This is a genomic window from Amycolatopsis sp. cg13 (genome assembly GCF_041346965.1).
Taxonomy (GTDB): domain Bacteria; phylum Actinomycetota; class Actinomycetes; order Mycobacteriales; family Pseudonocardiaceae; genus Amycolatopsis.
In genome coordinates, this window is sequence record NZ_CP166848.1 from 5,116,797 (window position 1) to 5,142,235 (window position 25,439).

Genomic DNA, 25,439 nt, shown 5'->3' on the forward strand with positions numbered 1-25,439 from the left:
CGTCATGGACCTGCCACTCTCCCGCATCGCGAACGAACGCCTGCACCGCGCTATACCCGGCGGTGCGCACACCTACGCCAAAGGCGAGGATCAATACCCCGAACATCTCGCGCCCGTTATTTCGCACGGGCGCGGCGCGTACGTCTGGGACGTCGACGGCAACCGCTACCTCGAGTACGGCTCCGGCCTGCGCGCGGTCAGCCTCGGCCACGCACATCCACGCGTGACCGCCGCCGTGCGCGACGTTTTGGAGCGCGGCAACAACTTCGTCCGTCCGTCCATTGTAGAGCTTGAAGCGGCGGAGCAGTTCCTGGCGACGGTGCCGACCGCGGACATGGTGAAGTTCGCGAAGAACGGCTCCGACGCGACGACCGCCGCCGTCCGGCTCGCTCGCGCCGCCACCGGACGGCCGCTGGTCGCCCGCTGCGCCGACCACGCGTTCTTCTCCACCGACGACTGGTTCATCGGCACCACCCCGATGTCGGCCGGGATTCCCGCCGCGACGATGGCGATGACCGTGCCCTTTCCGTACGGCGATCTCCCCGCGACCGAGCAGATGCTGCGCCAGTTCGGCGGGCAGGTGGCGGGCTTGATCCTGGAGCCCACCAAGGACGTGGCCCCGCCGAACGGCTATCTCGCCGGACTGCTCGATCTCGCGCATCAGCACGGTGCGCTGGTGATCTTCGACGAGATGATCACCGGATTCCGGTACTCCGAGCACGGCGCGCAGGGCCTGTACGGCGTGACGCCGGACCTCTCGACGTTCGGCAAAGCGCTCGGCAACGGCTTCGCTGTCTCCGCGCTTGCTGGTCGCCGGGATTTGATGGAGCTTGGGGGCCTGCGCGATTCGCGGGACCGGGTGTTCCTGCTGTCGACGACGCACGGCGCGGAGACCCCGTCGCTGGCCGCCGCGATGGCGGTGATGGACGCCTATGCGGCCGACGACGTGACGGCCCGGCTGCACTCGCTCGGGGCTCGGCTGGCCGCCGGCGTGACGGAGGTGGCGGCCGCGCACGGGGTCGGCGAGCAAGTGCTGGTGCGGGGGCGGTACAGCAACCTGGTGTTCGCGACTCTCGACGCGGATGGGCGGCCGTCGCAGGAGTACCGGACGCTGTTCATGCGGTGCCTGCTGGAGAACGGGGTGCTGGCTCCGTCCTTTGTGGTCAGTGCGGCGATGACGGAGGAGGACGTCGACCGGACTGTGGAGGTGGTCGCGTCGGCTTGCGTGGTGTACCGGAAGGCGTTGGAGGCTGGGGATCCGTCGCCGTGGCTGGGCGGGCGGCCGGTGAAGCCGGTGTTTCGGCGGAAGGCTTAGCAAGTACGTGAGGGGAACCCTGAGGGAATCAGATTCCCTCAGGGTTCCCCTCACGGACCGACCTGCCGCAGCCACGCTGGGTCGGTGGAGAGCTGGGCCGCCGGAGCGGTCAGCCGCCAGCCTTTTTCGTACGCGGCGGCGAAACCTTCGTCGCCCAGCTCGGCGCGGCCGCGGGCGCTCAGCGCGCGGACCTGCACATCGGTTCGGTCGTGCACGCCACGCAGCCGGGCCGCCGCGCCAAGCAGAGCGGCCGCCTCCCGGTAACGCCCGTACAACGCCGCGACCCCGGCCACGGTCACCGCCACGCTGGCCAGAATCGGCATATCCGCACTGTCGACCGCGGCGAGATACGCCCGGCTCAGCGCCGCTTCCGCTCCCGGCCCGTCGCCAGTCTCAAGACAGAGCGCACCATGCGCCACCGAGATCAGCGCCTGCTCGTGGCCCCCGCCGAACGGCAGGTGTTCCGACAATCCGGCCTGAGCCGACTCGATCCGTTCGCGAGCACGGTCCAGGTCCCCGATCCGCACCCACAGGCTGGCTTCCAGCGCGTCGGTCAAGATCGCCAGCTCGGGAGACTCCACACGCTCCCTGGCGGCAGCGATCAGTTCGCCCGCCCGCGCGGTCTCACCGCGGCGGACGTGCAGGTCGATCGCGCGCAGGTCGAGGAAAATCTCGTCGCTGCGGCTGAGCGACCCGAACTCGCGCGCCAGCGCCCTGGCCTCGTCCAGATCGGCCAGCCCGCCGTCGAGATCGCCGTCGTACTGCCGCAGCAGCGCGCGCAGCGGCAAGGCGGTGGCGAGGCCCCACCGGTCGCCGGCCCGGCCGAAGATCTCCAGCGCGGCCGCGACGTCGCCGCGGACCTGGTCGAAGTGGCCTGCGTTTTCGGCGAACTGGGCCCGGTACAAGTGCGCCAGACCGGACAGCCATTCGTCCGGCCCGTCAATGAACCGCTGGACGGTCTCCGGCGGCGCGTTCGTTTCGGGGAGGGTGGCCAGCCGCAGCGCGACGAGCGCACCGCCGAAGGACGGCAGCTCCGGCTGGTCGGCGAGTGCTCGAAGCTGCTCGCGCCAGTCGGCGGGCGGAGCCTGGGCGGCGAACCGGTTGAGCAGCAGCACCTGCTCGGCGACGGCGCGCGCCACGCTCGGCTGCGCGCCGGGTGTCGAAACCGCTTCGCTGAGCCAATAGATCGCGTCGGCGTGGCGGCCGAGCATCTGCCAGTACCAGGTCAGGTTCACCGCGAGCCCGATCGCGCGGTCGGCGTCTCCGGTGTCGCAGAGGTGGCGGAGGGCGGCGAGCACATTGTCGTACTCGGCGTGGAACACCTTCAGCGCGGCCAACTGCTGAGGGCCGCGCAGCAGCGGCTCGCAGTCCGCGACCAGACCGGCGAAGTACTCCGCGGCGCGGTCCCGCACATTGTCTTGCACGGCAAGGCTTTCCAGCCCGTACTCGCGGATTGTCTCCAGCATCCGGTACCGGCCGGTGTCGGGCACGAGCCGCAGCAACGACCGGTCGACCAAGCCCGCGAGCAGGTCCGGGATGTCGGCAGGCGGCACCGCGTCCGCGCAGACCGCGGCGGCCGAATCCCGGACGACTCCCCCGGGCAAGACCGAGACCCGTTCCGCGACCGTCCGCTCGTCCGGACCGAGCAGTTCCCAGCTCCACGCGATGACCGCGCGCAGCGTGCGGTGCCGGGGGAAGGCGGTCCGGCTGCCGGTGGCGAGCAGCCGGAACCGGTCGGACAGGCCGGCCACCAGGTCGGGCAGAGCGAGCGTGCGCAGGCGCGCCGCGGCCAGTTCCAGCGCCAGCGGCAAGCCGTCCAAGCCGCGGACCACGGTCGTGACGTCGGCGAGATTCGCTTCGTCCACCACGAAACCAGGACGCACGGCCGCGGCCCGCTCGGTGAACAGGCGTACCGCCGCGCTTTGCCGGGCCCCTTCGACGTCCGCGCCCGGCTCGGGCAGGGCGAGCGGGCCGAGCGGCACCAGCGCTTCTCCGTCGACCGCGAGCGGTTCGCGGCTGGTGGCCAGCACCCGCAGCCCGGCGCACCGGGACAGCAGCGCCGCGACCAGATGGGCCACGGCGTCGACCAGGTGCTCGCAATTATCCATGAGCAGCAAGCGTTTCCGGCCGCCGAGCTGATCCGCGAGCACGTCTAGCTCAGTCCCGGTCCGCGCTTCGAACAGGGCACCGCCGCGCAGCCCGATCCCGGACAGCACGGCCGCACCGATTTCGGCCGGTTCGGAGACCGAAGCGAGGTCGATCAGCCAAGCGCCCCCGGCGTATTCGTGCCGGCGGGCGGCCTCCAGCGCGAGCCGGGTCTTGCCGGCGCCGCCGGGGCCGAGCACGGTGATCAGCCGGCTGGTCGCGAGCAGCTCGGCGATCCGGGCGAGGTCTTCGTCCCGTCCGACGAAGCTGGTCAGCGCGGCGGGAAGGTTGCCGTCCGAGGCAGCCGCGGGGACCGGGTCGCGCAGCAGGCGCAGATGCCGCTCACGCAGGGCGGTGCCCGGGTCAGTGCCGAGGGTCTCGGCCAGTGCCTCGCGAATCTGTTCATAGCGGGCGAGCGCGTCGGCTTGGCGGCCTTGGGCGGCCAGCGCGTCCATGAGCAGCGCGGCCGCCCGTTCGTGGACCGGGTGTTCCGCGAGCAGGCCGGTCAGCCGGGCGGCAGCCGTCTCGACGCGGCCCAGCGACAGCTCGACGTCGGCGAGATCGGCCACTGCCTCGACGGCGAGGGTGGCCAAGCGGGTCGCGGCGGCCACCGACACCGCGGCGACCGCTGCGGGCTCGGTCCGGTCGCCCCACAACGCCACGGCCTCGCCGAGCACGTCCGCGGCGGCTAACCGCTCTCCTGCTCGCGAGTGGTCCCGGCCTGCAACGATGAGGTGCTCGAACCGCAGCACGTCCACGTCGGCCGGTTCCACGGCCAGCCGGTAGCCGCCCGCGACCTGCGCGACGACGTCCGCCGAACCGAGCGTCCGGCGCAGCCGCGACACGAGCGCCTGCAGGGCGTGCGCGGGGTCGGCGGGCGGGTCCTCGGCCCAGATCGCGTCGACCAGAACGCTGGGCTCGACCGGGCGGCCGCCCGCGAGCGCCAGCCGCGCCGTCAGTGCCTGCAGCCGCGCGCCGGAAACGGGCAGGACGGCATCGCCGCGCGACACCTGCACGGCGCCAAGCAACGTCACGCGAAGCGGGACAACAGCCACCCTTCGATCTTCGCGCGTCTGCCGGTCAGCCGCCCGAACCGGGGTGTGCGCGCCGTGTGAGCCGCGTGTGAGCGGCGGCGGGCAACCTCGGGTTCACCGCACCAGAAGGAGGTTGTCATGCATGACGCAGTGATCGCGGGAGCCGGGCCGGTCGGCCTGTTCCTCGCCGGCGAACTGGCTCTCGCGGGCTGTTCGGTGCTGGTGCTGGAGAAGGAGCCGGACCCGCATTCCCCGTGGCGGACGATGCCGCTCGGGATGCGGGGGCTGTCGGGCGGGTCGGCCGAGGCGTTCTATCGCCGGGGAATGCTGGCCCCGCTGCTGGCCGAATCCGGGCTGCCGCCCGCCGAGGACGAGCAGGTGCGCCCGCGCTGGATCGGTCATTTCGCCGGTACCTCGCTCGACCCGGCCGACGTCGACCTCGCCGGCCTGCCCTATCGGCTGCCCAGCCCGGCCTTGGACGGCATCATGACCAGCCTGGACGCGGTCGAAACGGTGCTGGCCGAACGGGCGGTCAAGCTCGGCGCCGAGATCCGGCGCGGCGTCTCGGTCTCCGGTCTCTTCCAGGACGACGAGCACGTGGTCGTCCAGGCTGGCGAGGACGAGTACCCGGCCCGCTGGCTCGTCGGCTGCGACGGCGGCCGCAGCACGGTGCGCCGGCTCGCGGGATTTTCCTTTGCCGGCACCGAGCCGGAGCTGACCGGGTACGTCGCGTTGGCGACCATCGCCGATCCCGAGAAGCTCAGCCCGGGCTTCAACCTGACCCCGGACGGCATGTACGTCTCGATGCCCGCGCCCGGCCACTTCGGCGTGATGGACTTCGATGGCGGCACGTACGACCGTTCCCAGCCGCTGACCCGCGAGCACCTGCAAGCGGTGCTGCGCCGCGTTTCCGGTACCGACGTGACGCTCGACGAGGTACAGCTCGCGTCCAGCTTCACCGACCGGGCCAAGCAGACGACCGAATACCGGCGCGGCCGCGTCCTGCTCGCCGGCGACGCCGCGCACATCCACTCGCCGCTCGGCGGGCAGGGCCTCAATCTCGGCATCGGCGACGCCATGAACCTGGGCTGGAAGCTCGCGGCGACGGTACGCGGGCACGCGCCGGACGGACTGCTCGACACCTACGCCGCCGAACGCCATCCGGTCGGCGCGAAGGTGCTCGACTGGTCCCGCGCCCAGGTGGCGGTCATGCGCCCGGATCCGTACTCCCGGGCGATCCAGGCCGTGGTGCGCGACCTGATGGCCACCCGCGACGGCACCACGTACGTCTTCGCCCGCACGTCTGGCCTGTCGCTCCGCTATGACCTCGGCGACGAACTGGTCGGCCACAACGCGCCGGACTTCCGTCTCGCCGACGGCACTCGCCTCGGCGAACTGCTGCAGGACGGCCGAGGCGTCGCCCTCGACTTCACCGCCGACGACCGACTGCGCGACGCGGCGGCGCGCTACCGAGTCCAGTACCAGGCCATCCCGGCGCGCGATGACCTCGGCTACGACGCCGTGCTCGTCCGGCCGGACGGAATCGTCGCCTGGGCAAGCGGCCACGGCTCGTTCGAAGACGCCCTTTCTCGCTGGTTCTGACCCGCACCTGGAGGTAGACATCATGGAAAACCACTGGATCGCTGCTTGGGGAACCGCGCAGCAGCTGGCACCCGCGGCCGAGCCGGGCGGCGGGCCGGAGATGCCCGACGAGGCACCGCCGGCACCGGCTCTCGACACCGTGAGCGCGCAAACCGTCCGCATGGTGGCGCGTTCGACGGTCGGCGGATCGGCTGTGCACGTCGCCCTTTCGAACTCCTTCGGCCACGCGCCGGTCCGCATCGGCGCGGCCTTCCTCGACGGCGTGCGGCTGACCTTCAGCGACCGTGCCGAAGTGGTGCTGCCAACTGGCGCGCAGATTTACAGCGACCCGATCGAGTACGCCGTCTCCCCGCAGACGGACCTGACCGTCTCGCTGTATCTCCCGGACGAGAAGGTCACCCCGACGGTCCACGAGGTCGGGCTCCGCACCGCGTGGCTCGCCCCCGGCGACCAGACCGCCGAACCGGACCTGCTCGACGCCGCCGAGTTCCAGTCGTACCTGTGGCTCACCGGCATCGACGTGCTCGCGCCGCACACCGCGGCCACCGTCATCGCCTTCGGCGACTCTCTGGTGGACGGGATGGAGACCACGCCGGGCACCGACGCACCCTGGCCCTCGGTGCTCGCCCGCCGACTCGCCGCCGAGCCGGGTCTTCCGCCCCGCGCGGTGGTCAACATGGGCATCTCCGGCAACCGCGTCCTGCGCGAGACCGACGGCATGGGCACCAGCGCGCTGGCCCGCTTCGACCGCGACGTGCTGGCCCGCCCCGGTGCCCGCTGGCTCATCTTGTTCGAGGGCGGGAACGACCTGATTTTCGGCTCCTTGCCAGGAATGCCGGACAGCGAACGGGCCACCGCGGACGACCTCATCGACGGCTACCGCCTCCTCCTCGCCCGAGCCCGGGCGCATTCGCCCGGCCTGCGCGTGATCGGCTGCACGCTGCCGCCGATCGGCAGCTCCCCGGTCTTCACCCCGGAGTTCGAGGAAGCCCGCCAGCGGGTGAACCGCTGGATCCGCGACAGCGGCGAGTTCGACGCGGTCACCGACCTCGACGCAGCGCTGCGCGATCCCGCTCACCCGACGAAAACACGCGCCGAGTTGGTCACCGCCGACGGCGTCCACCCGAACGACACCGGACACGCCGCGATCGCCGACGCCTTCGACCTGGAACTGTTCCGGCACTAGCCCGACTGTGCGTGAGGGGAACCCTGAGGGAATCTGATTCCCTCAGGGTTCCCCTCACGTACGATCGGCGATCCGGTCGATCCAGTAGGCGGTGACGGGCACGATCGCCAGCGCCGCAGCGAAGCCGCCGATCGTGTCGGTCGGGTAGTGCGCGCCCAACCCGACCTCGGCCCACGCCATCAGGAAGCCAGCCACCAACGCGAGAACCAGCAGCCACATCACCGCAGCGAACCGGCTTAAGCGACCGGCCAGGACGTAAGCGCCGGTTAACGCCAAGGCGGTAGCGAAGGCGGTGTGGCCGCTGGGGAACGACAGGTAGCTACCGTGGATCGTCCGGCCGGTCAGCGGTTTCAGCACCGAAGTCACCCCGACCGTGAGACTGCAGCCGACCACGGACAGCACCGCCGTACGCGGGCGGTGGGTCAGCAGGCAGCCGCCGATGACCAGGAGCAGGATCAGTACCGCGCCCAAGGGTTCGCCGCAGAAGTCGATCGCGGTCGCGAAGTACCACCACGGGTCGGGAATGAGGTCCGGGCCGGGCAGGAGCGGGGCGTCGAACGCGCTCGGCACCGAGTGTCCCGCGAAGCGGACGCCCAGCGCGATCAACGCCACGAGCCCGAGCACAGCCAGCACCAGCGACGGCGTGCGCAGAACCATCGGAAGCGCCAGGGGCGAGATCTTCAGTCGGTCGCGCACACCGTCCTTCATACCGCCGAAATCGCTTCCTCGTAGCCCTCGAGCAGCCGTTTCAACCCGACTTCCGGGGTGAAGTCCGCGTCGTACCGTTGCCGCGCGGCCTCGCCCATCTTCTGGTTCAGCTCCGGGTCGGCCACCTCGCACAACGCTGAGGCCAGCGCCGCCGCGTCGCCGGGCGTGTGCAGCAAGCCGGCGACACCGTCGGTGACCAGCTCTTCAAAGGCCCCGTGCGCGGGCGCGACCGTCGGCACTCCGGCGGCCATCGCCTCCACCACTACGAGACCGAACGCCTCCAGCCACGTCGACGGGACCACGACCGCCGCCGCGCGGGCGATCAACTCCTGGCACGAAGCCCGGTCCTGGAGCCCGACGTACGAAACGTTGTCCCGCCCAGCAGCCCAGGCCGCGATGTCGTCGGACAGCGGCCCGGTCCCGGCGATCAGCAACGGCAGTTTGCCGGAGTACTGCTCCCAAGCCGCTTTGAGCAGCGGGATGCCTTTCTCCTCGGTGAGCCGTCCCAGGAACAGGAGGTGCTCGCCTTCGCCGACGCGCCGCCGCCCCTCATCCGGGACGAAGTTGTGCTTCACGGTCATCCGCGACGCAGGCATTCCGGCGTCCACGAGAAGGCGGCGCTGAGCGTCGGAAATGCAGAAGAACCGGGTGACGCCAGTCCGCCAGCGATCGCGGTTGACCAGCAGGTTCACCGCCATCGGCACGGTCGCGGCCGCCGAATCGCGGTAGCAGCCGTGTCGGACGGCGGGGACCGGCAGGCCGCCGACGCAATCGGTGCAGATCCGGCCGTCGCGGTAGAGCGTGCCGGGCGGGCAGACGAGGCCGTAGTTGTGCAGCGTCGCGACCACCGGCACCCGCGCGTCGGCGCACGCGGCCAGCACCGACGGGGACAGCAGCGGGAAAGTGTTGTGGACGTGCACGACGTCCGGCCGCTCCCGCCGCAGCCGCGCCCGCAGCTCCGTCCGCGACGCGCGGTTCCACGGCACTTGCAGCGGCACCAATGCCTTGCGCGCCAACGGCATCGAGGCGATGTCGTCGCTGTGCCGCTCGAACCGTTGCACGTCGATCCCGGCCGAGGACAGCAGCGCTACCTCGGCGTCGACCACGTTGTTCTCGCCGCTCGGCTGTTCCGACCGATAGCGGTTGTGCACCACCAGAACCTTCACGCCAGCTTCTCCCTCGCTGGAGCCTCGCCCGCGGCCAGCAACGACGCGGCCACCGCCAGATGCAGCAGATACGGCGACGCGTCGCCGAGCCCGGCTTCGGTGTAGGACGCGGAAATCACGTAAGCGATCAGGAAAATCGCGCTCGCTCGCGCTATCGACGGCGGCCGCAGCACCGCGATCGCGACCAGCACCAGCAGCATCGCGGCGACGATCCCGATCCCGACGAGGCCCTCCTCGTGGTAGATCGCGAGCCAGCTGTTGTCGATCGGCAGGCCGTCGTAGGACTTGTCGGTGAGGCCGACGCCGAAGATGTACTCGAATCCGGTCCGCGGCGCGGACAGCAGCGCGTCCCACACCTTCGCGCGGCCGGTCAGGCTGGAGAAATCGTCCGTGCTCTGGCCGCGCAGGAACCACGCCTGCAGCAGGCCGCCGAGCACCACCGCGGCGAAGCCGGCCACGAGCACGATCCAGGCGAACACTTTGCGCGCCCGCGCGCTGACCAGCCCCATCGACAGCAGCGCGACGATCAGCCCGGCGACGAGCCCGAGGGTCGCGGTGCGGGTGTGCGTGAGCAGCAGCAGCCCGAGCGACGGCACGACGACGATCAACGCGCTCTTGGCGTCCGTCCGTTTGCCGAGCCACATCAGCACCGCGAGCCCGGCGATGACCGCCGCGTACTGGCCGACCTGCGGCGGCGTCAGCGGCCACACCGCGCCGGAAAGCCGGCCGCCGTAGATGTCCGGCATCGCCTTGCCCGGCGCGATCGCCAGGCCGAGCACGACCGACAGCAGCACCGCGCCGAACATCCGGATGTGCGCCCGCACGAACGCGAACGACCCGTCCCACCAGCCGCTGAGCAGCCAGAGCGTCGCGACGAACACCGTGAACCGGAAGCACCGGAACAGCGAGCCGTACCCGGATTCCAGGTGCATGCTGGCCACGATGCTCGTGAGCAGCAGGAAGCTCAGGAGCAGCAGGTACGCGCTCGGCCGGATCCGGATCCGCAGGTTCAGCATCAGCGCGAGCAGGAACGCGGTCATCAGCGCGCCCATGGTGACCAGCTGGATCACCGTGCGCGGCAACGGGATCACCGTCTGCGCGCCGGTCGAGCCGAGCGTGTTGAGGATGAGCAACGCCCACGCCGCGCTTACCGCTTTCGGCACCGATTTCGTTTCGGCGGGCAGCGTGGCGGTCAATTCGGCCATGTCAGCCCCCGTTCGGCTTGTAGCTCGAATTCGCGTCCTGGTGATACGGCGCGCTCTGCCATTCGCCGATGCCGACGATGTTGCTCATTTCCTTGGCGACGAACGTCCACGGCCCCGCGTACGCGTTGTCGTGCCAGGAATTGTCCTGCTGGAACGTGATCGCCTGCTGGATCACCGCGCCCTGGTACGGCGACCAGTTCGGGTAACTGCCGAAATTGGACAGCACGCCCATCCGGCCGCACACCTCCTCGCAGCCGAGCACCTTCGAGTTGAGGGTGAACTGGTTGTGCTGCACCACGACCCGCTGGGTCTTCCACCGGCAGTCGCTGTACAGCGGTTTCTGCGAGATCGCGGGCGCGGAACAGGTCGAGACGTTGGGCACGAGCTTCGTGCACGAGCCGCTGGACGTGTTGGCCGGGCTGTTGCAGAACCGGTCGGCGTTCTCCCACAGGATGATGCCGTTCCAGTTGTCCTGCAGCATGTTTCCGGAGATTTCGAGATTGCTCGTCCGGGCCTTCAGCCGCGGTTCGCCGCCGGACTCGGAAATGTAGATCGTCGCGGCCGGGAACGGATCGCCGCGGTCGGCGTGCGCGCGGCCGTCGAGCAGGTTGTTGCGGCGGATCGTGTTGTTGCGGATGATCGCGTTGTAGCTGGTCTCGTAAATGATCGCGGCGCTGTCGTTGTTCTCGATCAGGTTGCCCTCGATCAGGAAGTCGTTGTTGTTAGTGTCGGCCCACAGCCCGGTGCCGCGGTTGTCGTGCACCCAGTTGCCGACGACGTCCGCGCCGTCCACCGCCCAGAACTTCATACCGCCGGTGCAGCCGCACTCCGGGACCTTGGACTCCCAGTTCCCGGTGTTGTTGCCGGTGATCTCGGTGCCACGCAGCACGAGCCCGGTCACGACGGCGTTGCCGGAGTAGGCGTTCAGGCCGTACTGGCCGTTGCGCCGCAGGCAGCTGTCGAGGATCTGCTGCTTCGGCCCGGCCATCAGCCCGGCCCCGTCGTTGTCCTGCACGGTCAGGTGCTGGATGACCCAGCCCTGGCCCGAATCGTGGTTGACCACGCCCTCGTCGCGCGGCGCGGTGAAGCCCTGCACGGTGAACGATTCGAGCCGGACGTCCTTGGCCGGGCCGGCGAAGGCGTACCGGTTCTTCTTGCGCCCGTCGAACACCGCGCCGGGAGCGCCGAGGTAGACGTCGCCGTCCTTCGGCTGCACCTGGGCGTACTCGTCGTCGGTGAGCCGGTGCGTGCCGGGCGCGAGCCAGAACGTGGTGCCCGCCGGGGAATTCTTCGTCTTGGTCGACAAGTCGTCCACCACGGCCGGATCCACCTGGACGGCCCCGGCGGGCGCGGTCGCCGGGCCCGCCGGCGCGTGATCGCAGACCGCGGCGACCGGGCCCTGCGGCGTAGTCGATCCGGCGACCGGAGCGGGCGCGGCTCCGGACGAACTGCACGAAGCCAGCGCGAGCGGGAGCAGCGCTCCCAGCAGCGGCACCAAAATCCTTCGCACGGTGGATCCTCTCGACATCAGGGCAAGCGGAGCACGGTGGTCAGCGGCCCGGTGACGGGACCGGAGCCGATCAGCGTCGTGGCGGGTTCACGGCGGCCGAACCCGGGCGAGTACCAGCCCAGCGGCGGATTCGTCTCGCCTCGGTGCGCGGTCCAGGCGAGCTGCGACGGCAGTTCCAGCGTCGCGGTACGGCCGGGCCAGGTGAGCTGCGCGGTGTTTCCCTCCAGCTCGACGGACAGGAGCGGACCGAGGTGGAAGGCGAGTTTGGCGGAACCGCCGCCGGTTACCTCGTCGACCACGGTCAGCGTCCGGCCGGACAGCTCGACGGTGCGGCGGTGCAGTGCCGGGGCGTAACCGTCGTGTTCGGCCTGCCATTGGGTGGGCGTCGAGGCGAGGGTGCGCGAGTTGGCGTGCCGCGTCCACAGGAACGGGCCGCCGGAAGTCGATTGGTCGACACCGTCGAGCTGCAGCGTGTTGTGGCCGAGCGTGGAGCGGAAGTACGCGCGCCACTCGGGTTCGCCGTGGTAGCAGTACGTTCCCGGGTCGGCGAGGATGTCGACGCCGTCGTGCCGGACCTCGATGGACAACGCGTCGGCGTGCGCGTGCGCGGCGATGGCGAGGAAGCCGTGCGGACCGCTGTCGCATCGGCACCAGATCTCCGGACCGTTGTCGCTGCGCAGGATGGTCATGCCCGCGTCCGAGAAAACCGGGCGCTCGCGGGAGTTGTCGAGTTGCGGCACCCGGGAGCGCAACGCGGCGAACAATGCGGTGCGGACGTCGTCGTCGGGCAGCTTCGGCCACCACTCCGCGCGGCCGAACAGTGCGTCGCCGGTGGCCAGAAGCGAATGCCAGCGGTCCGTCTCCGGTCCGTCCACGATCAGGCCGTAGCCGTCGTCGGCGTCGCCTTGGCGCGGCGGGCGTCCGGCACAGTCCACAATGGCCGCGAGGGCGTCGCACATCGCCCTTAGTTCCAGCCAGGTCGAGCGCGGCAGCCGCGGTCCGGCTTCCAGCGCGGCGGCGAGGCCCAGTTCCAGCACGAGACCGTGGTACTCCGTGGCCAGCTCGCGGTTCAGCCCGGAGGTGAAGGTGTTTGCCCGCAGGTGCGAGTCCAGCGAGCGGACTGCGGTGGCCCCCCAGCGAGCGGACTCCGGGAACCAGTCGAACGCGCACGACGCCGCCAGCTGTCCGGCGGCTTCGGCGAGCACGTGGTTGTTGGCCGACGTGCCCCGGCTCGGGAACGCCGCGAGCCACCGCTGGTGGTGCCAGATCTGCCGCAACGCTTCGGGGTTGTCCTCGAACAGACCGGACGCGCCGGACCAGCCGTCCAGCAACCGGCGTACCCACACCCAGGACAGCAGCCGGATGCCCAGCTCGATCCCGCTCAGCCAGTGCACGCCGCGCATCGGCGGATTGGCCGCCCACCACGACTTCAGGTGATCAGCCACGCGGTGCGCGTAACGGTCGTCGCCGGTCACCCGGTACGCCGCGGCCAGCACGGTCAGATGCTGATGCCGCGAGGGTTCCCAGATCTGCTTGATGTCGCCGATCGCGTTCTCGTCCCGGTACGGAATCTCGAACGAGTACCGGTCCCCCGGCGCGCGGCGGCCGGTCTTCGGATCGAACGCCCAATCCGGCGCGACGAGGTCGTCCCGCGCCACTCCGAAGTACTCGGCGTGCCCGTCCATCAGCCGATCCGCCGCCTCGACCAGCCTCTCCCGGCCGGTCGTGGGCACCTCCGGTTCAGCAGGCCAGGCTGGGAACGTCCGGGTCGCTGACCAGGTCGGCTGTCGCTGGGATTCGCCGCGCCACCGCTGTTTGCGCACGACGTCGCCGACGCGGCCGACGATCTCCGCCGGTCCCATCGCGGACAGCCGGCGCAGGTACCAGGACGGGTCCATCACTGCTCCAACCGCACCGGCGCGCCGGTTTCGAGGCTGCGGTGCACAGCCAGGGTCGCCAGCGTCGTGGACACCAACGAGTCGAGGCTGATCGGCATCGCGACGCCGGTCTTCAACGCGGTGATGAACGCGTCCAGTTCGGCCTGCTGGCCCTTGTCGCGCGCCTTCGGCAGCCGCGAGCTGGTCCAGCGCTTGCGCCCGAACACCGAGGCGCGGACGAAATCGTCGAATTTCAGCACCTTGCCGTCGGCGAGCACCTCCAGCGTTTCCTTGGGAAACGCCGTGCTGCCGCTGGTGATGTAGCTGATCGTCGCGGTCGAACCGTCGGCGTAGCGCAGCAGCACCTGCAGGTCGTGGTTGCCGGGAGTGCCGGTGGCGTAGACCGAAACCGGGTCGCTGCCGAGGAACCAGCTGACCGTGTCGATGAAGTGCCCGCCCTCGCCGACGAACCGGCTGCCCTCGGAATCAGCTTGGTTGTACCAGCTGTTCGCGTCCAAGCGGCCCGCGTTGACCAGGTACCGCACCGAAGCCGGGCCGACGCGCGGGCCGAACTGGTTCTTCGCCTCGACCAGCAGCGGCGCGAACCGGCGGTTGAACCCGACCTGCAGCCGGTTGTTGCCCGATTCCGCGACCGCGTCCACGATGCCGCGCAATTCCTTCTCCGACAACGCGAGCGGCTTCTCCACGAAGACCGCCTTGCCCGCCAACAGCGCCCGCCGCGTCAGCTCCGCGTGCGAGCTGTGCCGGGTCACCACGAAGACCGTGCTGACGTCGTCGTCCTCCAGCAGCGCGTCGACGTCGGTGCTGGCTGCGACGAAACCGAACTTGCGCTTCGCGTTGGCCCCGGAGAGCGCTGAAGTGGTGACGACGTCGGTGAGCAGCACCCGTTCGTCCCCGGCCAGGTGCGGCAGGATCATCGAGGACGCGTAGTTGCCCGCACCGATGAACCCGATCCGCAGCCACTGCAACGGATCCGTCCGCTTGTCGACGATCGGAGCCGCCGGAACCGCGGTCACCACGCTTTCGTCCTCGGCGGGCGGCGCGTCGGGGTAGCGGAACAGCACCGCGACCGCCTTCAGCTCGCCCTCGTTGAGCGCCCGGTAGGTCTCGACGGCCGCGGAGAAGTCCGCGGTGTGGCTGATCAACGGCGTCACGTCGAGCTTGCCCCGCGCGGCCAGGTCGAGGAAGCACTCCAGGTTGCGCCGTTCCGTCCAGCGCACGTAGCCGATCGGGTAGTCGCGCCCCTCCAGCTCGTAGGCCGGGTCGTAGCGGCCGGGCCCGTAGGAGCGGGAGAACCGGACGTCGAGTTCCTTTTCGTAGTAAGCGTTCCACGGCAGGTTCAGCGAGATCTTGCCGATGTCCACCACCCGGCCGCGGTCGCGCGCGAGCCGCGCGGCCAGCTCCACCGGATCGTTCGACGCCCCGCCCGCGGCGAGATACACCTGGTCCACGCCGTGTCCGCCGGACAGCTCGGCCACCGCCTGGTCGATCTCGCCGGACGCCGGATGCCCGCAGGCGAGCGCGCCCAGTTCCCGCGCGAGTTCGCAGCGCTGCGCGTCCGGGTCCACGCCGACGACACGCGCGCCGGTCGCCACCAGCAACTGCACCACCAGCTGCCCGATCAGGCCGAGCCCGATCACCAGCGTGAGGTCGCCGAGCTGCGGTTCACCGCGCCGGACGCCCTGCATCGCGATCGCGCCGACCGTCGCGAACGCCGCCTGCCGCGGCGAAAGCCCGGCCGGCACCTTCGCGTACAGATTCTTCGGCACCCAGTTCAGCTCGCTGTGCAGCGCGTGCTCGTTCCCGGCGCACGCCACGAGGTCGCCGACCACGACGTCGTCGATGCCCTCGCCGACCTGCTCGACCACACCGCACAGCGAATAGCCCAGCGGCGTATAGGAATCGAGCTTCCCGGACACCTTGCGATACGTCGCGGCGAGCCCGTTCGTCGCGACGCTCTGCATGACCTTCGCGACCTGGTCCGGCCTCGACCGGGCCTTGCCCAGCAGCGACATCCCGGCCTCGGACACCTTCATCATCTCGGTGCCGGTCGAGATCAGCGAGTACTGGCTGCGGACCAGCACGCCGCCCGGTTTGCACGCCGGCACCGGGACGTCGAGCAGGGCCAGCTCGCCGCTCTTGTAGTTCTGCACTACCTGTTTCACTGGACTCCTAGCCGCTCGCCGCGGAGGGCCCCGCGGTACCAGTACTCGAGGGTCAGCACGTGCCAAAGGTGTTTCGCGCGGTCCTCGCGCCCGGCGGCGTCCTCGGCCACCAGCTTGCGCAGGGCGTCGCGCTGCAGGAAACCGGACTCGACCAGGACGCCGTCCTCGATGACCTCCCGCACCAGCGGCGCGAGGTCCCGGCTCATCCACGCCCGCAGCGGCGCGCTGAACAGGCCCTTCGGCCGGTACACGATTTCGTCGGGCAGGATCGCCGTGGCCGCCTTCTTCAACGCCACCTTGCCTTGCCGCCCGGCGATCTTCTCCCGGCCGGGCACCCGGAACGCGGCCCGGACCACTTCAATGTCCACAAAGGGCGTTCGCACCTCGGTGGAAGCGGCCATTGTGGACCGGTCGGTGTAGGTGAGATTCAAGCCGGGCAAGAACATCCGTGCGTCGGCGAGGCACATCCGGTTGACCTGGTCGGTCAGCTTCGTGTCGTAGTAGATGTCGGCGTGCTCGGTGAGCACATCGTCCACTTCGGACTTGAGATCCGGCGAGACCAGGTCGAGCAGCTCCGCCCGGTCGTACATGGTGTAGCTGCGCCGGAACGCCGTTTCCTCCGGAAGGTCCGCAAAGGACAGAAACCGCTTCGCGAACCGCACCGACCGGTAGCCGCGCGTGGACGACGCGACCGGCAGCCGATCGACCGCCGCCCCGATCGCCCGGCGCGCCACGCCCGGCACCCGCCGGTACCGCAACGCCAGCAGGTTCGCCAAATGCTTGCGGTACCCGGCGAAAAGCTCGTCGGCACCCATCCCGGACAGCAGCACCTTCACGCCAGCCTCGCGCGCGGCCGAGCAGATCAGGTACGAGTTGATCGCCGCCGGGTCGCCGATCGGTTCGTCCAGGTGGTGCGTCATCCGCGGCAGCAGATCCTGGACGTCCGGCGCGATCTCGATCTCGTGCAGATCCACGCCGAACTGCCGGGCGACGATCCGGGCGTACCGCAGGTCGTCCGGCATTGCCTCGAATTTCGCGTCCTCCGGACGGAAACCGATCGTGTAAGCCGAAATCCCCGGCTGCTCGCGTGCGGCCAGCGCGGTGAGGTAGCTGGAGTCGAGGCCGCCGGAAAGAAAGGTCGCCACTGGGACGTCGGACAGCAGGTGCTTGCGAGTGGAATCCTCAACGACCGCGTGCAAATCGACCTCGCCGCGATACGCCGCGCCTTCCTCGGCGACTTCGCGCAGCGACCAGTAAGCACCGGTGTCCGTGCTGCCGTCCGGCCGGAATCGCAGCCAGGTACCCGGCGGCAGCTTCTCCGCTTCGCGGTAAGCGCACCGGCTGTCCGGGACCCAGTAGTACAGCAGCGACGCGATCATCGCCGCCTGGTCCACGTTCAAGGTGTCGCCGAGTTCGCGTGCCAGCGCCTTCAGCTCCGACGCGAACACGACCCCGCCTCCGCGACGTACGAAGAACAGCGGCTTGATGCCCAACTGGTCGCGCACCAGCACCAGCTCACCAGTGCGTTCGTCGTACACCGCGAAGGCGAACATCCCGCGCAGCCGCGGCAGGCAGTCCGTTCCCCACTCCCGCCACGCCCGCAGCAGCACCTCGGTGTCGGAGGTGCCGCGGAACCGGACCCCGGCGGCTTCGAGTTCGGCCCGCAGCTCCGGCGCGTTGTACAGCTCGCCGTTGTAGGTCAGGGCAAGGCCCTCGGCCGTCATCGGCTGCGCACCGGTTTCCGACAGGTCCACGATGGACAACCGACGGTGTCCTAAGTGGACCTCCCGATGGTCGTAGCGGCCGTCGCCGTCCGGTCCCCGGTGCGCGAGGCACTGGGTGAGCCGGTCGGTGAGCGGGCCGCCGTCCGGCCAGCTGTACGCGCCCGCGATGCCGCACATGCGCTTCGTCCCCCTAGCTTTCCTGTACGGGTTTGAGCCGCCTCGTCGGTGCGTCCGGGTCCACTGGCGACGGCGGACGAGTCCGGTCAAGCGGACGGCGCCTGCGCTCGGTGTCGCGCTTCCCCGGCCATTCGATCGGCTTGGTTTCCTCACGCAGCTCCAGCTCGACCGCGTCTTCCTGTTTCTTCGCGACCACGGCAGCCCGCCCGCGCAATGCCGTGTGCAGCCCGTCCCAGAGCGTGCCGTCGGTGCCGTCCTTCGGATCCGGATCGACCAGCACCACGCCGAGGATCGGCACCCCGCAGTCGGCGAGCTGCCGCGCGACGGTGTGCAGCCACTGCGTGTTCGCGAACCCGGCACGCACCACCAGCACCGCCTCCGCGCCGAGCGCCGACAGGTCGGTCCACGCCGTGCCCGGCGAGGCCGTGCCGACCCCGACCCGGCGCACCGCGCGCGCCACCGCCGGATCGCCAGCCTCGACGACCTGGACGTTTCCTTCGACCGGCAGCCGCGACACTTCCTTGCCCGGCAGGTCGTCGACGAGCACCACCGGCCCGTCCTCGGCCAGCGAACGGCCGAGTTCCACCGCCAGCTCCGCCGCGGTCGAGGCCGCGCCGATCTCCAGCAGCGACAGCGAATCCCGGTCTTCCCGCGCCGCCCGCGCCAGCGTGAGCGCGACCCGGCTGGACTCGGTGACCGCCTTCGAGCGCCGCCACAGCTTCGCCGGGCCGATCGGCTTCACGCCCACCTGCGCGATCACCGACGCCCCGAGGTGCTGCGAAATTTCGCGGCGCAATACCGGCCGGTCCCGGACCAATGCGGACACCGCGGCGAAAGCAAGCCCGAGCGCGAGCCCCAGGGCCAGCCCGACGCCGCCATCCGTGCCATAGGTCTTCAGCTTCGACACCGGCTGGACCGCCGGCGCATCCACGATCTGCGTCCCGGCGATGACCTCCGGCGACCCGATCCCGGCCTGCTGCGCCTGGTTCTGCAGATCGGCGATCTTCGACACCAGGTTCGCGCGCTGCGTATACAGCTGCTCCAGCGCACCAGCGTTGGAGTTACGCCCCTTCGCGACCTCGGCCGCGGCCTGGTTGTCGATGTCCGCCAACTGCGCCTGAGACTGGTCCCGCTGCTGCAGCAATGCTTTCGAACGACCGGTGGCCGCGGCTTGGGTGCGCGCCGTGTGGTCGGCGATGAACGCGTCCGCAAGCGCCTTCGCCTTCGCGACCGCCTCGTCCTTGGTCTTCGCCTTGACCGTCACCTGCATGACGTTGTTGGTGAGGCCGAGCCCGGCGTAGTCCTTCAGGAAATCCGAGGGCGATTCGGGGTTGTTGATCCGTTTCAGCGCCGCTGCCGCCATGTTCGCCGTCGAAAGCACGGCGACGTCGGTGCGCATGAGCGTGCCGCTGTCGGTCGGCGAATCGTCCGGGTGGATCACCATGATCTTCGTGACCGCGGTCGGCGGCGCGGGCAGGAAGATCGCCACCGCACAGCCCAGAATCAACCCGGCCAGCGCTGTCGTCAGCCAGAACCGCCGCTTGCGCCGCAACGCGACCACCAGCCGCTGGAGATCGACCAGGGGCTGGACCTGTGCGGCGCTCATCGCGCACCAGCCAGTTCATCGGTCCGCTTCTTGGCGACCGGCTTTTGCTTCGGTCCGCCAGCGACGTGCACTTCCCGCGCCAGCACGGCACCGAGAATTTCGTGCCCCGAGTCCGCGCAAGCCTCCGCGATCGAAACCAGTTCCCACGCGTTGCGCGAGCCGAGCGAGATCACCACGAGCACACCTGCCGTTCCGTCCGGCACGATCGGCTGCGCCCCGGGTACCACCTCGATTTCGGTCACCGTCACCTCGACGCGGATGCGGTCGCCGCGAGCCGTGCCGGCGAACTGTTCCGCGACGTTCCGCGCCGAGGCGTCCCCGCGCGGAACAAGAATCAGCAGCCGCAACACTCCGTCGCGATCCGCGCCCAGCCGCGCGAGCACGCGGCGGTACCGCACCTCCCGTGCCGCGTCGTCGGCCGACGAGGGCACCTCCGGCAGGTTCCACGGCCGCTCGTTCCCGACGGCCTTCCGCCACCACTTCGCCGGCGCGTCCGAAACCGCCGGGGTATCGATGCTCGCCAGCACCGGGGCATCCAGCGCCGAACCGATTTCGCCTTCGCTGCGCGGCCGCCGGTCGGTCCGCGCCCCGAACAGGTAGGCCAGGATCCCGAGCACGAAAAACACCACCGCGCCGCCGACCGTCAGCTGCAGGAACGTCGGCGCGGACGGCGAGGACGGCCGTTCGGACGGACCGAGCACGACCATGTTGCCCGCGCCGGTCGCCGCGTCAGCCGCGTTGAGGTTGTTGACCGCCTGCTCCAGCGCCGTCCGCAACCCCTGCAGCGTCGTACGCGCCTGCACGCCCTCGACGGTGTCGCCGTTCGCCACGGATTTCGACAGATCGAGGATCCGCTGGTTGGTCTGCACGATCTGCTGGCGCAGCGATTCCTTCTGCTGTTGCGCGAGTTGTGCGGCCTGGTCCGCGGAATTTCCGAGCAATTGCGTCGAATACTTCACGAACTCGCCCGCGACCTGGTCGGCCAGCTGCTGCGAGCGCTCCGGGCTGGAGCCTTTCGCGGTAATCGTCACGACATTGCCCTGCGCGACGGACGCGGCGACCGATTTCTGCAGATCCGTTCCGCGAATCCCGAGCCCCAGCGCCGCCGACGCCCGGTCGAGCACCACCGAACTCGTCGCCACCTGTGCTTCGGTCAGCAGTTCGTCCGGCTGCCTCGGTCCCTGCAGCAACACGCTGGCCTGCGCCTCGTATCCCGGCGAAAGCACCACGGAAGCCCCGGCCCCGACACCCGCGCCGACGACCGCGAGCATCAACAACGCTCGCCACCGCCGGCGCACCACCTTCCCCACGACAGAAAGGCGTACTGTTTCGTCACTCAAAACCAGGTCTCCCCTCACGGGCCGACGCACGGGTCATTGACCCCGTCGCGGCACCGCGCCGGTTGGTTACACCATCCGGCCGAACCTTGTTCGAAACGCGACCCGGCTCAACCCAGCGCACGCTCGTACGCCTTGATCAACGCCGCCTGGGAATTGCCCCAGGCGAGCGGTCCGCGCACGCGCTGCTTGCCGAGCTGTCCCATCCGTTCCCGCTGCTCCGGGTCGTCCAGGAGCACGGAAACGAGCTTCGCGAACTCCGCGATGTCGTTGGCCGGGGCATAAAGCGCGGCCTCGCCCGCCGACACCCGCGCCTCGCGCAGCTCGAACGACACCATCGGTTTGCCCATGGCCATGTACTCCATGACCTTGTTCATCGTCGACACGTCATTGAGCGGGTTGAGCGGATCCGGCGAAAGGCACACGTCGGCCGCGGACAAATACCGCAGCAGATCCTCGTCGGACACCCGGCCGGTGAATTCCACCTGTCCGGACAATCCGAGCTGATGCGACAACGCGACCATCTCGTCGAACGTGTCGCCCGCCCCGACGAACACCGCGTGCCAGTCGTCGCGGCCCACCTCGTCGCGCAGGGACGCGAGCGCGCGCAGGGCGTAGTCCACGCCGTCCTGCGGGCCCATCACGCCGAGGTAGCAGAGCAGATTCAGCTTGCCGCGCTTGAGTTCCGGCTCCACCGGCACCTCGTGGAACCGCTCCACGACCGGCGCGCTGCGGACCACGAACACGTCCTCGGGCGCCTTGCCGCCGCGGATCCGCGCGACCTGGCGGTAGCTCTCGTTGGTGGACAGCACGACGTCCGCGGCGCGATAGGTGGAGCGTTCCAACGCACAAACGCCGCGGTAAAGGAAATCCTGTCCGCGATCGAATCGCGACAAATACAGTTCCGGCACCAGGTCGTGCTGATCGAAAATGAACTTCGCACCACGTCTTCGCAACATCCGGGCGACCAGGAACAGCAGATCCGGCGGATTGCAGGCGTGCACGACGTCGACCCGGCCGATCTTGCGCGCGAGCCGGAACGTGTGCCACAGCGCGGATCCGTACTCGCGCGCGTACCCGGCCGGTCCGCCGGTCGCCGCCTGCAGCGGATACCGGTGGATGTGCACGCCGTCGAGCACGACTTCGGCCTCGGTGTCCCGTTTCGTGCCCTGCGGGCAGATCACGTGCACCGTCATCCCGGCGTCGCGCAGCGTCTGGCATTCCTGCCACACGCGCCGGTCGAACGGCACGGACAGATTCTCGACGAGAATCAGCGCGACCCGGTTCCGCAGGATTTCGTTTTCGGAAAAGCCTTCACCAGGCAAGGCCGACGTACCCCTCTTCCGCCCGGCGCGCGGCGGCGTCCGGGACGCGGACCAGATCGACCAGCACCGGCCCGCTGCCGTGCGGCAGCGCGGCCAGCACCTCCGGGTCCGAGGTGCCGATCAAGCACACCTCGGCGTGGTCGAGCACCTCCTGCACCGACCCGGCGAGCAACTGCCCGAGGTGCGGCAGCCTGCTTTCGATGTACTCGCGGTTGGCCCCCATCAGCCGCGACAGGCTGACGTTGGCGTCGTGGATCTTGAGGTCGTATCCCTTGCCGAGCAAGCGTTCGGCGAGTTCGACCAGCGGGCTCTCGCGCAGATCGTCGGTGCCCGGTTTGAAGGAAAGCCCGAACAGCCCGATCTTGCGTTTCCCGGTCCGCGCGACGAGCTCGAACGCCCGGTGGAGATGTTCGGCATTCGACGGCAGTACGTGGGCGAGCAACGGCACCGAGACGTCCGCCTGCCGCGCCGCGTAGACCAGCCCGCGCAGGTCCTTCGGCAGACAGGAGCCGCCGAACGCGAAGCCGGGCCGCAGGTACGCCGGACTGATGTTGAGCTTGCGGTCGGCCAGGAACACGTCCATCACCTGGTGCGAATCGAGCCCGAGCGCACGGCAGATCGCGCCGAGTTCGTTCGCGAACCCGATCTTCACACCGTGGAAAGCGTTGTCCGCGTACTTCGTCATCTCCGCGACCGGGATCGGCACGCGGAACACGTCGCCGGGCAACCCCTCGTAGAGCTTCGCCACGACGTCGCCGCTGCCCGGATCGAACTCGCCGATCACCGTTTTCGGCGGCTGGAAGAAGTCGCGGACACTGGTGCCCTCGCGCAGGAATTCCGGGTTCACCGCGACGCCGAAGTCGACCCCCGCGGTACCGCCGCTGTGCTTTTCCAGGATCGGCACGAGCAGCCCGAGACAGGTGCCCGGCAGCATCGTGCTCCGGAACACCACCGTGTGCCGGTTCTCGTTGTTCCCCAAAGCTTTTCGTTCCTTTAACGCCTCGCCGATCTGTTCGGCGACGCGCTGCAGGTACTCGGTGGAAAGACTCCCGTTCGGCGCGGACGGCGTGCCGACGCACACCAGGGAAACGTCCGTCGCGAGGATCGCCTCGGCCACCTCGGTCGTCGCCCGCAATGCCCCGGAGGCGACCACTTCCGCGGTCAATTCCCCGATCCGTTCCTCGACCACCGGCGCCTTGCCGGCCGTCACCAGGTCCACCTTCGCCGGATTGACGTCCACTCCGACGACCTCGTGCCCTTGTCCCGCCAGGCAAGCCGCGGACACGCACCCGACGTATCCCAGCCCGAAGACGCTGATCTTCACAACGGAACCTCCGCCCGACCGTTCGCTGCTCATTGGTCGGAGCGCGGACGGGCTTCGTTACCGGTTCCGCATAACAAGGCGGGAACCCGTGTCCTCGCACGGATTCCCGCCTTGCGCCGCCCACCGGACCGGCGGTTACCCCATCCGGCCGCATCGCCCGGGGAATTTGCCCACCGTTGTCCGGAAAGGGCAGTGAATGCCTTCCGAAGCTTCGGAAAATTCAGTTTCCGCCCACGAACGCCGAGGCAAGCTTTTCCCCGGTGCTCGTAGCCGCACCGTGATCCTCGATCGGGTTCACCGCCGAGTTCTTGAAGCAGACATAGGTCACGCCGGAGTCGACGCCGCCGTTGCGCGGGTCCGGATTGATGCCGAGATCCTTGGCCGTCGCATACGACGCCTCGCCGATGATCTTGTTCGGCCCGGTGTCGCCGATGACCGCGTACTCGACCTTGCCGTTGTAAATCACCGCACAGGAACCGCCGCCGCGGAGACCGGAGTTTTCGTAGTTCCAGATGCTGCTCGAAGACGGCACCACGATGTACGGGAGCTTGGCGGCGTTGAGCGGTTTGCCGTCGGATTGCGGGAAGGCGGTGTCGGGCTGGAAGCAGCAGTCGGTGTTCTCGTTGCACTCGGTGGTGCGCTGGCCGTCGCAGTCGATGTCCATGTCGGCTTTCCAGAAGACCGCCTTGCCCGCGTCGCACACCGGGACGGTCGCGCTGCCGGAGTCTTCGTCGGTTTTGTATTTGCCGTTGGAGATCTGCTTGCAGGAGGCGACCTTGGCGAGGATCTGGTCCGCGGTCGGGCCCGCCTGCACTGCTTCCGCGGCTGGGGTCTTGGCCGGAGTCGCCGCGGAGGCGAGCGCGGTGGGCAGGACGGCGGCGGCTATCGCCAGAATCGCGAGCAGGACGAGTTTCCGCATCGACGCTCCCTGTTTATTAGGAAACTTTCCTTACGGCGGCGCGCGCTCAGGATGCCGCCGAACGGACGCGGTCACAACCCGCCAAAAGAGGGTGTTTTTTCCCGCCGAACCGAGCAGTCCGCAAAGAAGACCCAAGAGACTTAGCTGCGCCCCCACCACACCGACCGACGTTCGTGAGGGGAACCCTGAGGGAATCTGATTCCCTCAGGGTTCCCCTCACGAACATCCCGCGCCGCAGTCGCAGCGCCGCCCGGCAGTCGCGGCGCCGCCTTAAAGTCCAAGTCCGCGAAGGAGCCCTTCACGGATCGCGAGTTACCGCCCGGGCCGAGACGCCCAACGCGCCGGGAATCGACGCGGACGGCGGCTCACTGCCTCGGCCCAGCGGGGGCTCAGGTCCGACCGGATCTCCGTCCGCGACCGCACCAGCGCCGCCCCGCGCACGCCGCCGACATTCGCGTACACCCGGGTCGCCCCGGCCTCGCGCAGATGCGTCAGCACCCGCCGGTCGAAGCGCCCCTCCGGCAGCGAAAACCGCCGCACCGGGGTCCCGCTCAGCTGCTCCAGCAACCGCGGCGCCTCGTCCAGCTCCCGGCGCACCGCGAACGATCCGTCGAGCCGTCGCCAGTCCAACCGGTCCCAGCCGTGCGATCCGACGTGCATCCCCGCGTCCACCAGTTGCCGCAGCCCGTCGCGGTCGACGTACCCGCGCTCGCCGACCCGGCCCGCCAGCGGGAAGAACTCGGCATAAAGCCCGCGCTCGACCAGCCGCGGCAGCGCGATCTCGACATCCGAGGAGTTCCCGTCGTCGAAAGTGAGCTTCGCGCCCGTCCCCGAGACGACGCCCAGGAGCGCGTCGAACTGCTCCACGGTGATCCACCGCTCGTCCTCTCCCGGATCGAGGGCCCGCAGGGGTTTGCCAATGCCGTGCACCGCAAAGGTGATCATCGCGCCTCCCGTCTGTCGTACCGTACCCGATTAATCGGATTCGCAAACGGAGCAGTTACCGGCGCCGATCCCATGGTCAACAACGCACTTCCGGCGTGGAGAAAACACTCCCGCAGGAAAATCGGAATACGTCCACACTTGTAGACAG

The 25,439-nt window shown here is 69.6% G+C and carries 17 protein-coding genes; 3 read left to right on the plus strand and 14 right to left on the minus strand.

Annotated elements, in window-relative coordinates; all coding sequences use genetic code 11:
* The first annotated feature begins 4 nt into the window (after window positions 1-4).
* On the plus strand, window positions 5-1,315 hold the full coding sequence (locus AB5I40_RS23590) for a glutamate-1-semialdehyde 2,1-aminomutase (RefSeq protein WP_370932260.1): 1,311 nt from the start codon (window positions 5-7) through the stop codon (window positions 1,313-1,315).
* Window positions 1,316-1,365: 50 nt separating this feature from the next.
* Here the strand turns inward: AB5I40_RS23590 and AB5I40_RS23595 are convergent, their stop codons facing one another.
* The gene (locus AB5I40_RS23595; protein ID WP_370932261.1) at window positions 1,366-4,515 is read right to left on the minus strand and encodes a BTAD domain-containing putative transcriptional regulator; all 3,150 of its coding nucleotides are present in this window, start codon (window positions 4,513-4,515) and stop codon (window positions 1,366-1,368) included.
* A 117-nt stretch (window positions 4,516-4,632) separates the two neighbouring features.
* On the opposite strand from AB5I40_RS23595, the gene AB5I40_RS23600 reads away from it, so the two are divergent.
* Window positions 4,633-6,096 (plus strand): FAD-dependent monooxygenase, encoded by a 1,464-nt coding sequence (locus AB5I40_RS23600; protein WP_370932262.1) that lies wholly within the window; start codon window positions 4,633-4,635, stop codon window positions 6,094-6,096.
* A gap of 22 nt (window positions 6,097-6,118) precedes the next feature.
* Complete coding sequence (locus tag AB5I40_RS23605; protein ID WP_370932263.1) at window positions 6,119-7,282, plus strand: SGNH/GDSL hydrolase family protein; 1,164 nt, start codon at window positions 6,119-6,121, stop codon at window positions 7,280-7,282.
* A gap of 54 nt (window positions 7,283-7,336) precedes the next feature.
* Here AB5I40_RS23605 and AB5I40_RS23610 read toward each other — a convergent pair whose 3' ends face one another.
* The 13 genes from AB5I40_RS23610 to AB5I40_RS23670 all read right to left on the minus strand — a co-directional run bounded on the left by AB5I40_RS23610 (window position 7,337) and on the right by AB5I40_RS23670 (window position 25,291).
* A complete protein-coding gene (locus tag AB5I40_RS23610) occupies window positions 7,337-7,978 on the minus strand; it encodes a phosphatase PAP2 family protein (RefSeq protein WP_370932264.1) in 642 nt (213 codons plus the stop codon).
* A gap of 8 nt (window positions 7,979-7,986) precedes the next feature.
* Window positions 7,987-9,156, minus strand: coding sequence for a glycosyltransferase family 4 protein (locus AB5I40_RS23615; protein WP_370932265.1), 1,170 nt, complete (start codon window positions 9,154-9,156; stop codon window positions 7,987-7,989).
* Window positions 9,153-10,361 carry an O-antigen ligase domain-containing protein gene (locus AB5I40_RS23620; protein ID WP_370932266.1) on the minus strand — a complete coding sequence of 403 codons (1,209 nt, stop codon included), beginning with the start codon at window positions 10,359-10,361 and terminating at the stop codon, window positions 9,153-9,155. Before AB5I40_RS23620 ends, AB5I40_RS23615 begins: the two co-directional genes overlap by 4 nt.
* 1 nt (window position 10,362) lies before the next feature.
* Complete coding sequence (locus tag AB5I40_RS23625; protein WP_370932267.1) at window positions 10,363-11,889, minus strand: right-handed parallel beta-helix repeat-containing protein; 1,527 nt, start codon at window positions 11,887-11,889, stop codon at window positions 10,363-10,365.
* Window positions 11,889-13,769: an alginate lyase family protein gene (locus tag AB5I40_RS23630; protein ID WP_370932268.1), complete on the minus strand. Its 1,881-nt coding sequence runs from the start codon at window positions 13,767-13,769 to the stop codon at window positions 11,889-11,891. Before AB5I40_RS23630 ends, AB5I40_RS23625 begins: the two co-directional genes overlap by 1 nt.
* Window positions 13,769-15,934, minus strand: coding sequence for a bi-domain-containing oxidoreductase (locus AB5I40_RS23635; protein WP_370932269.1), 2,166 nt, complete (start codon window positions 15,932-15,934; stop codon window positions 13,769-13,771). Before AB5I40_RS23635 ends, AB5I40_RS23630 begins: the two co-directional genes overlap by 1 nt.
* Window positions 15,931-17,835: an asparagine synthase (glutamine-hydrolyzing) gene (gene asnB, locus AB5I40_RS23640; protein ID WP_370932270.1), complete on the minus strand. Its 1,905-nt coding sequence runs from the start codon at window positions 17,833-17,835 to the stop codon at window positions 15,931-15,933. The genes AB5I40_RS23635 and asnB overlap by 4 nt, the downstream gene beginning before the upstream one ends.
* A 13-nt stretch (window positions 17,836-17,848) precedes the next feature.
* Window positions 17,849-19,441: a Wzz/FepE/Etk N-terminal domain-containing protein gene (locus AB5I40_RS23645; RefSeq protein ID WP_370932271.1), complete on the minus strand. Its 1,593-nt coding sequence runs from the start codon at window positions 19,439-19,441 to the stop codon at window positions 17,849-17,851.
* Window positions 19,438-20,781 carry an exopolysaccharide biosynthesis protein gene (locus tag AB5I40_RS23650; protein ID WP_370932272.1) on the minus strand — a complete coding sequence of 448 codons (1,344 nt, stop codon included), beginning with the start codon at window positions 20,779-20,781 and terminating at the stop codon, window positions 19,438-19,440. The genes AB5I40_RS23645 and AB5I40_RS23650 overlap by 4 nt, the downstream gene beginning before the upstream one ends.
* Window positions 20,782-20,888: 107 nt before the next feature.
* The gene (locus AB5I40_RS23655) at window positions 20,889-21,962 is read right to left on the minus strand and encodes a glycosyltransferase family 4 protein (protein WP_370940587.1); all 1,074 of its coding nucleotides are present in this window, start codon (window positions 21,960-21,962) and stop codon (window positions 20,889-20,891) included.
* Between the two features lie 130 nt (window positions 21,963-22,092).
* Window positions 22,093-23,427, minus strand: a complete 1,335-nt coding sequence (locus AB5I40_RS23660) for a nucleotide sugar dehydrogenase (protein WP_370932273.1) — start codon at window positions 23,425-23,427, stop codon at window positions 22,093-22,095.
* Between the two features lie 220 nt (window positions 23,428-23,647).
* The gene (locus AB5I40_RS23665; protein WP_370932274.1) at window positions 23,648-24,346 is read right to left on the minus strand and encodes a glycoside hydrolase family 75 protein; all 699 of its coding nucleotides are present in this window, start codon (window positions 24,344-24,346) and stop codon (window positions 23,648-23,650) included.
* A 312-nt stretch (window positions 24,347-24,658) separates the two neighbouring features.
* Window positions 24,659-25,291, minus strand: a complete 633-nt coding sequence (locus tag AB5I40_RS23670) for a polysaccharide deacetylase family protein (protein WP_370932275.1) — start codon at window positions 25,289-25,291, stop codon at window positions 24,659-24,661.
* Window positions 25,292-25,439: the final 148 nt, after the last annotated feature.

What these genes read in the sequence shown, in the direction of transcription:
- AB5I40_RS23590 (WP_370932260.1), top strand. Translation starts at nt 5, where the DNA reads ATGGACCTGCCACTCTCCCGCATCGCGAACGAACGCCTGCACCGCGCT.
- AB5I40_RS23600 (WP_370932262.1), top strand. Translation starts at nt 4,633, where the DNA reads ATGCATGACGCAGTGATCGCGGGAGCCGGGCCGGTCGGCCTGTTCCTC.
- AB5I40_RS23605 (WP_370932263.1), top strand. Translation starts at nt 6,119, where the DNA reads ATGGAAAACCACTGGATCGCTGCTTGGGGAACCGCGCAGCAGCTGGCA.
- AB5I40_RS23620 (WP_370932266.1), bottom strand. Translation starts at nt 10,361, where the DNA reads ATGGCCGAATTGACCGCCACGCTGCCCGCCGAAACGAAATCGGTGCCG.
- AB5I40_RS23625 (WP_370932267.1), bottom strand. Translation starts at nt 11,889, where the DNA reads ATGTCGAGAGGATCCACCGTGCGAAGGATTTTGGTGCCGCTGCTGGGA.
- AB5I40_RS23630 (WP_370932268.1), bottom strand. Translation starts at nt 13,769, where the DNA reads ATGGACCCGTCCTGGTACCTGCGCCGGCTGTCCGCGATGGGACCGGCG.
- asnB (WP_370932270.1), bottom strand. Translation starts at nt 17,835, where the DNA reads ATGTGCGGCATCGCGGGCGCGTACAGCTGGCCGGACGGCGGCCCGCTC.
- AB5I40_RS23645 (WP_370932271.1), bottom strand. Translation starts at nt 19,441, where the DNA reads ATGAGCGCCGCACAGGTCCAGCCCCTGGTCGATCTCCAGCGGCTGGTG.
- AB5I40_RS23665 (WP_370932274.1), bottom strand. Translation starts at nt 24,346, where the DNA reads ATGCGGAAACTCGTCCTGCTCGCGATTCTGGCGATAGCCGCCGCCGTC.
- AB5I40_RS23670 (WP_370932275.1), bottom strand. Translation starts at nt 25,291, where the DNA reads ATGATCACCTTTGCGGTGCACGGCATTGGCAAACCCCTGCGGGCCCTC.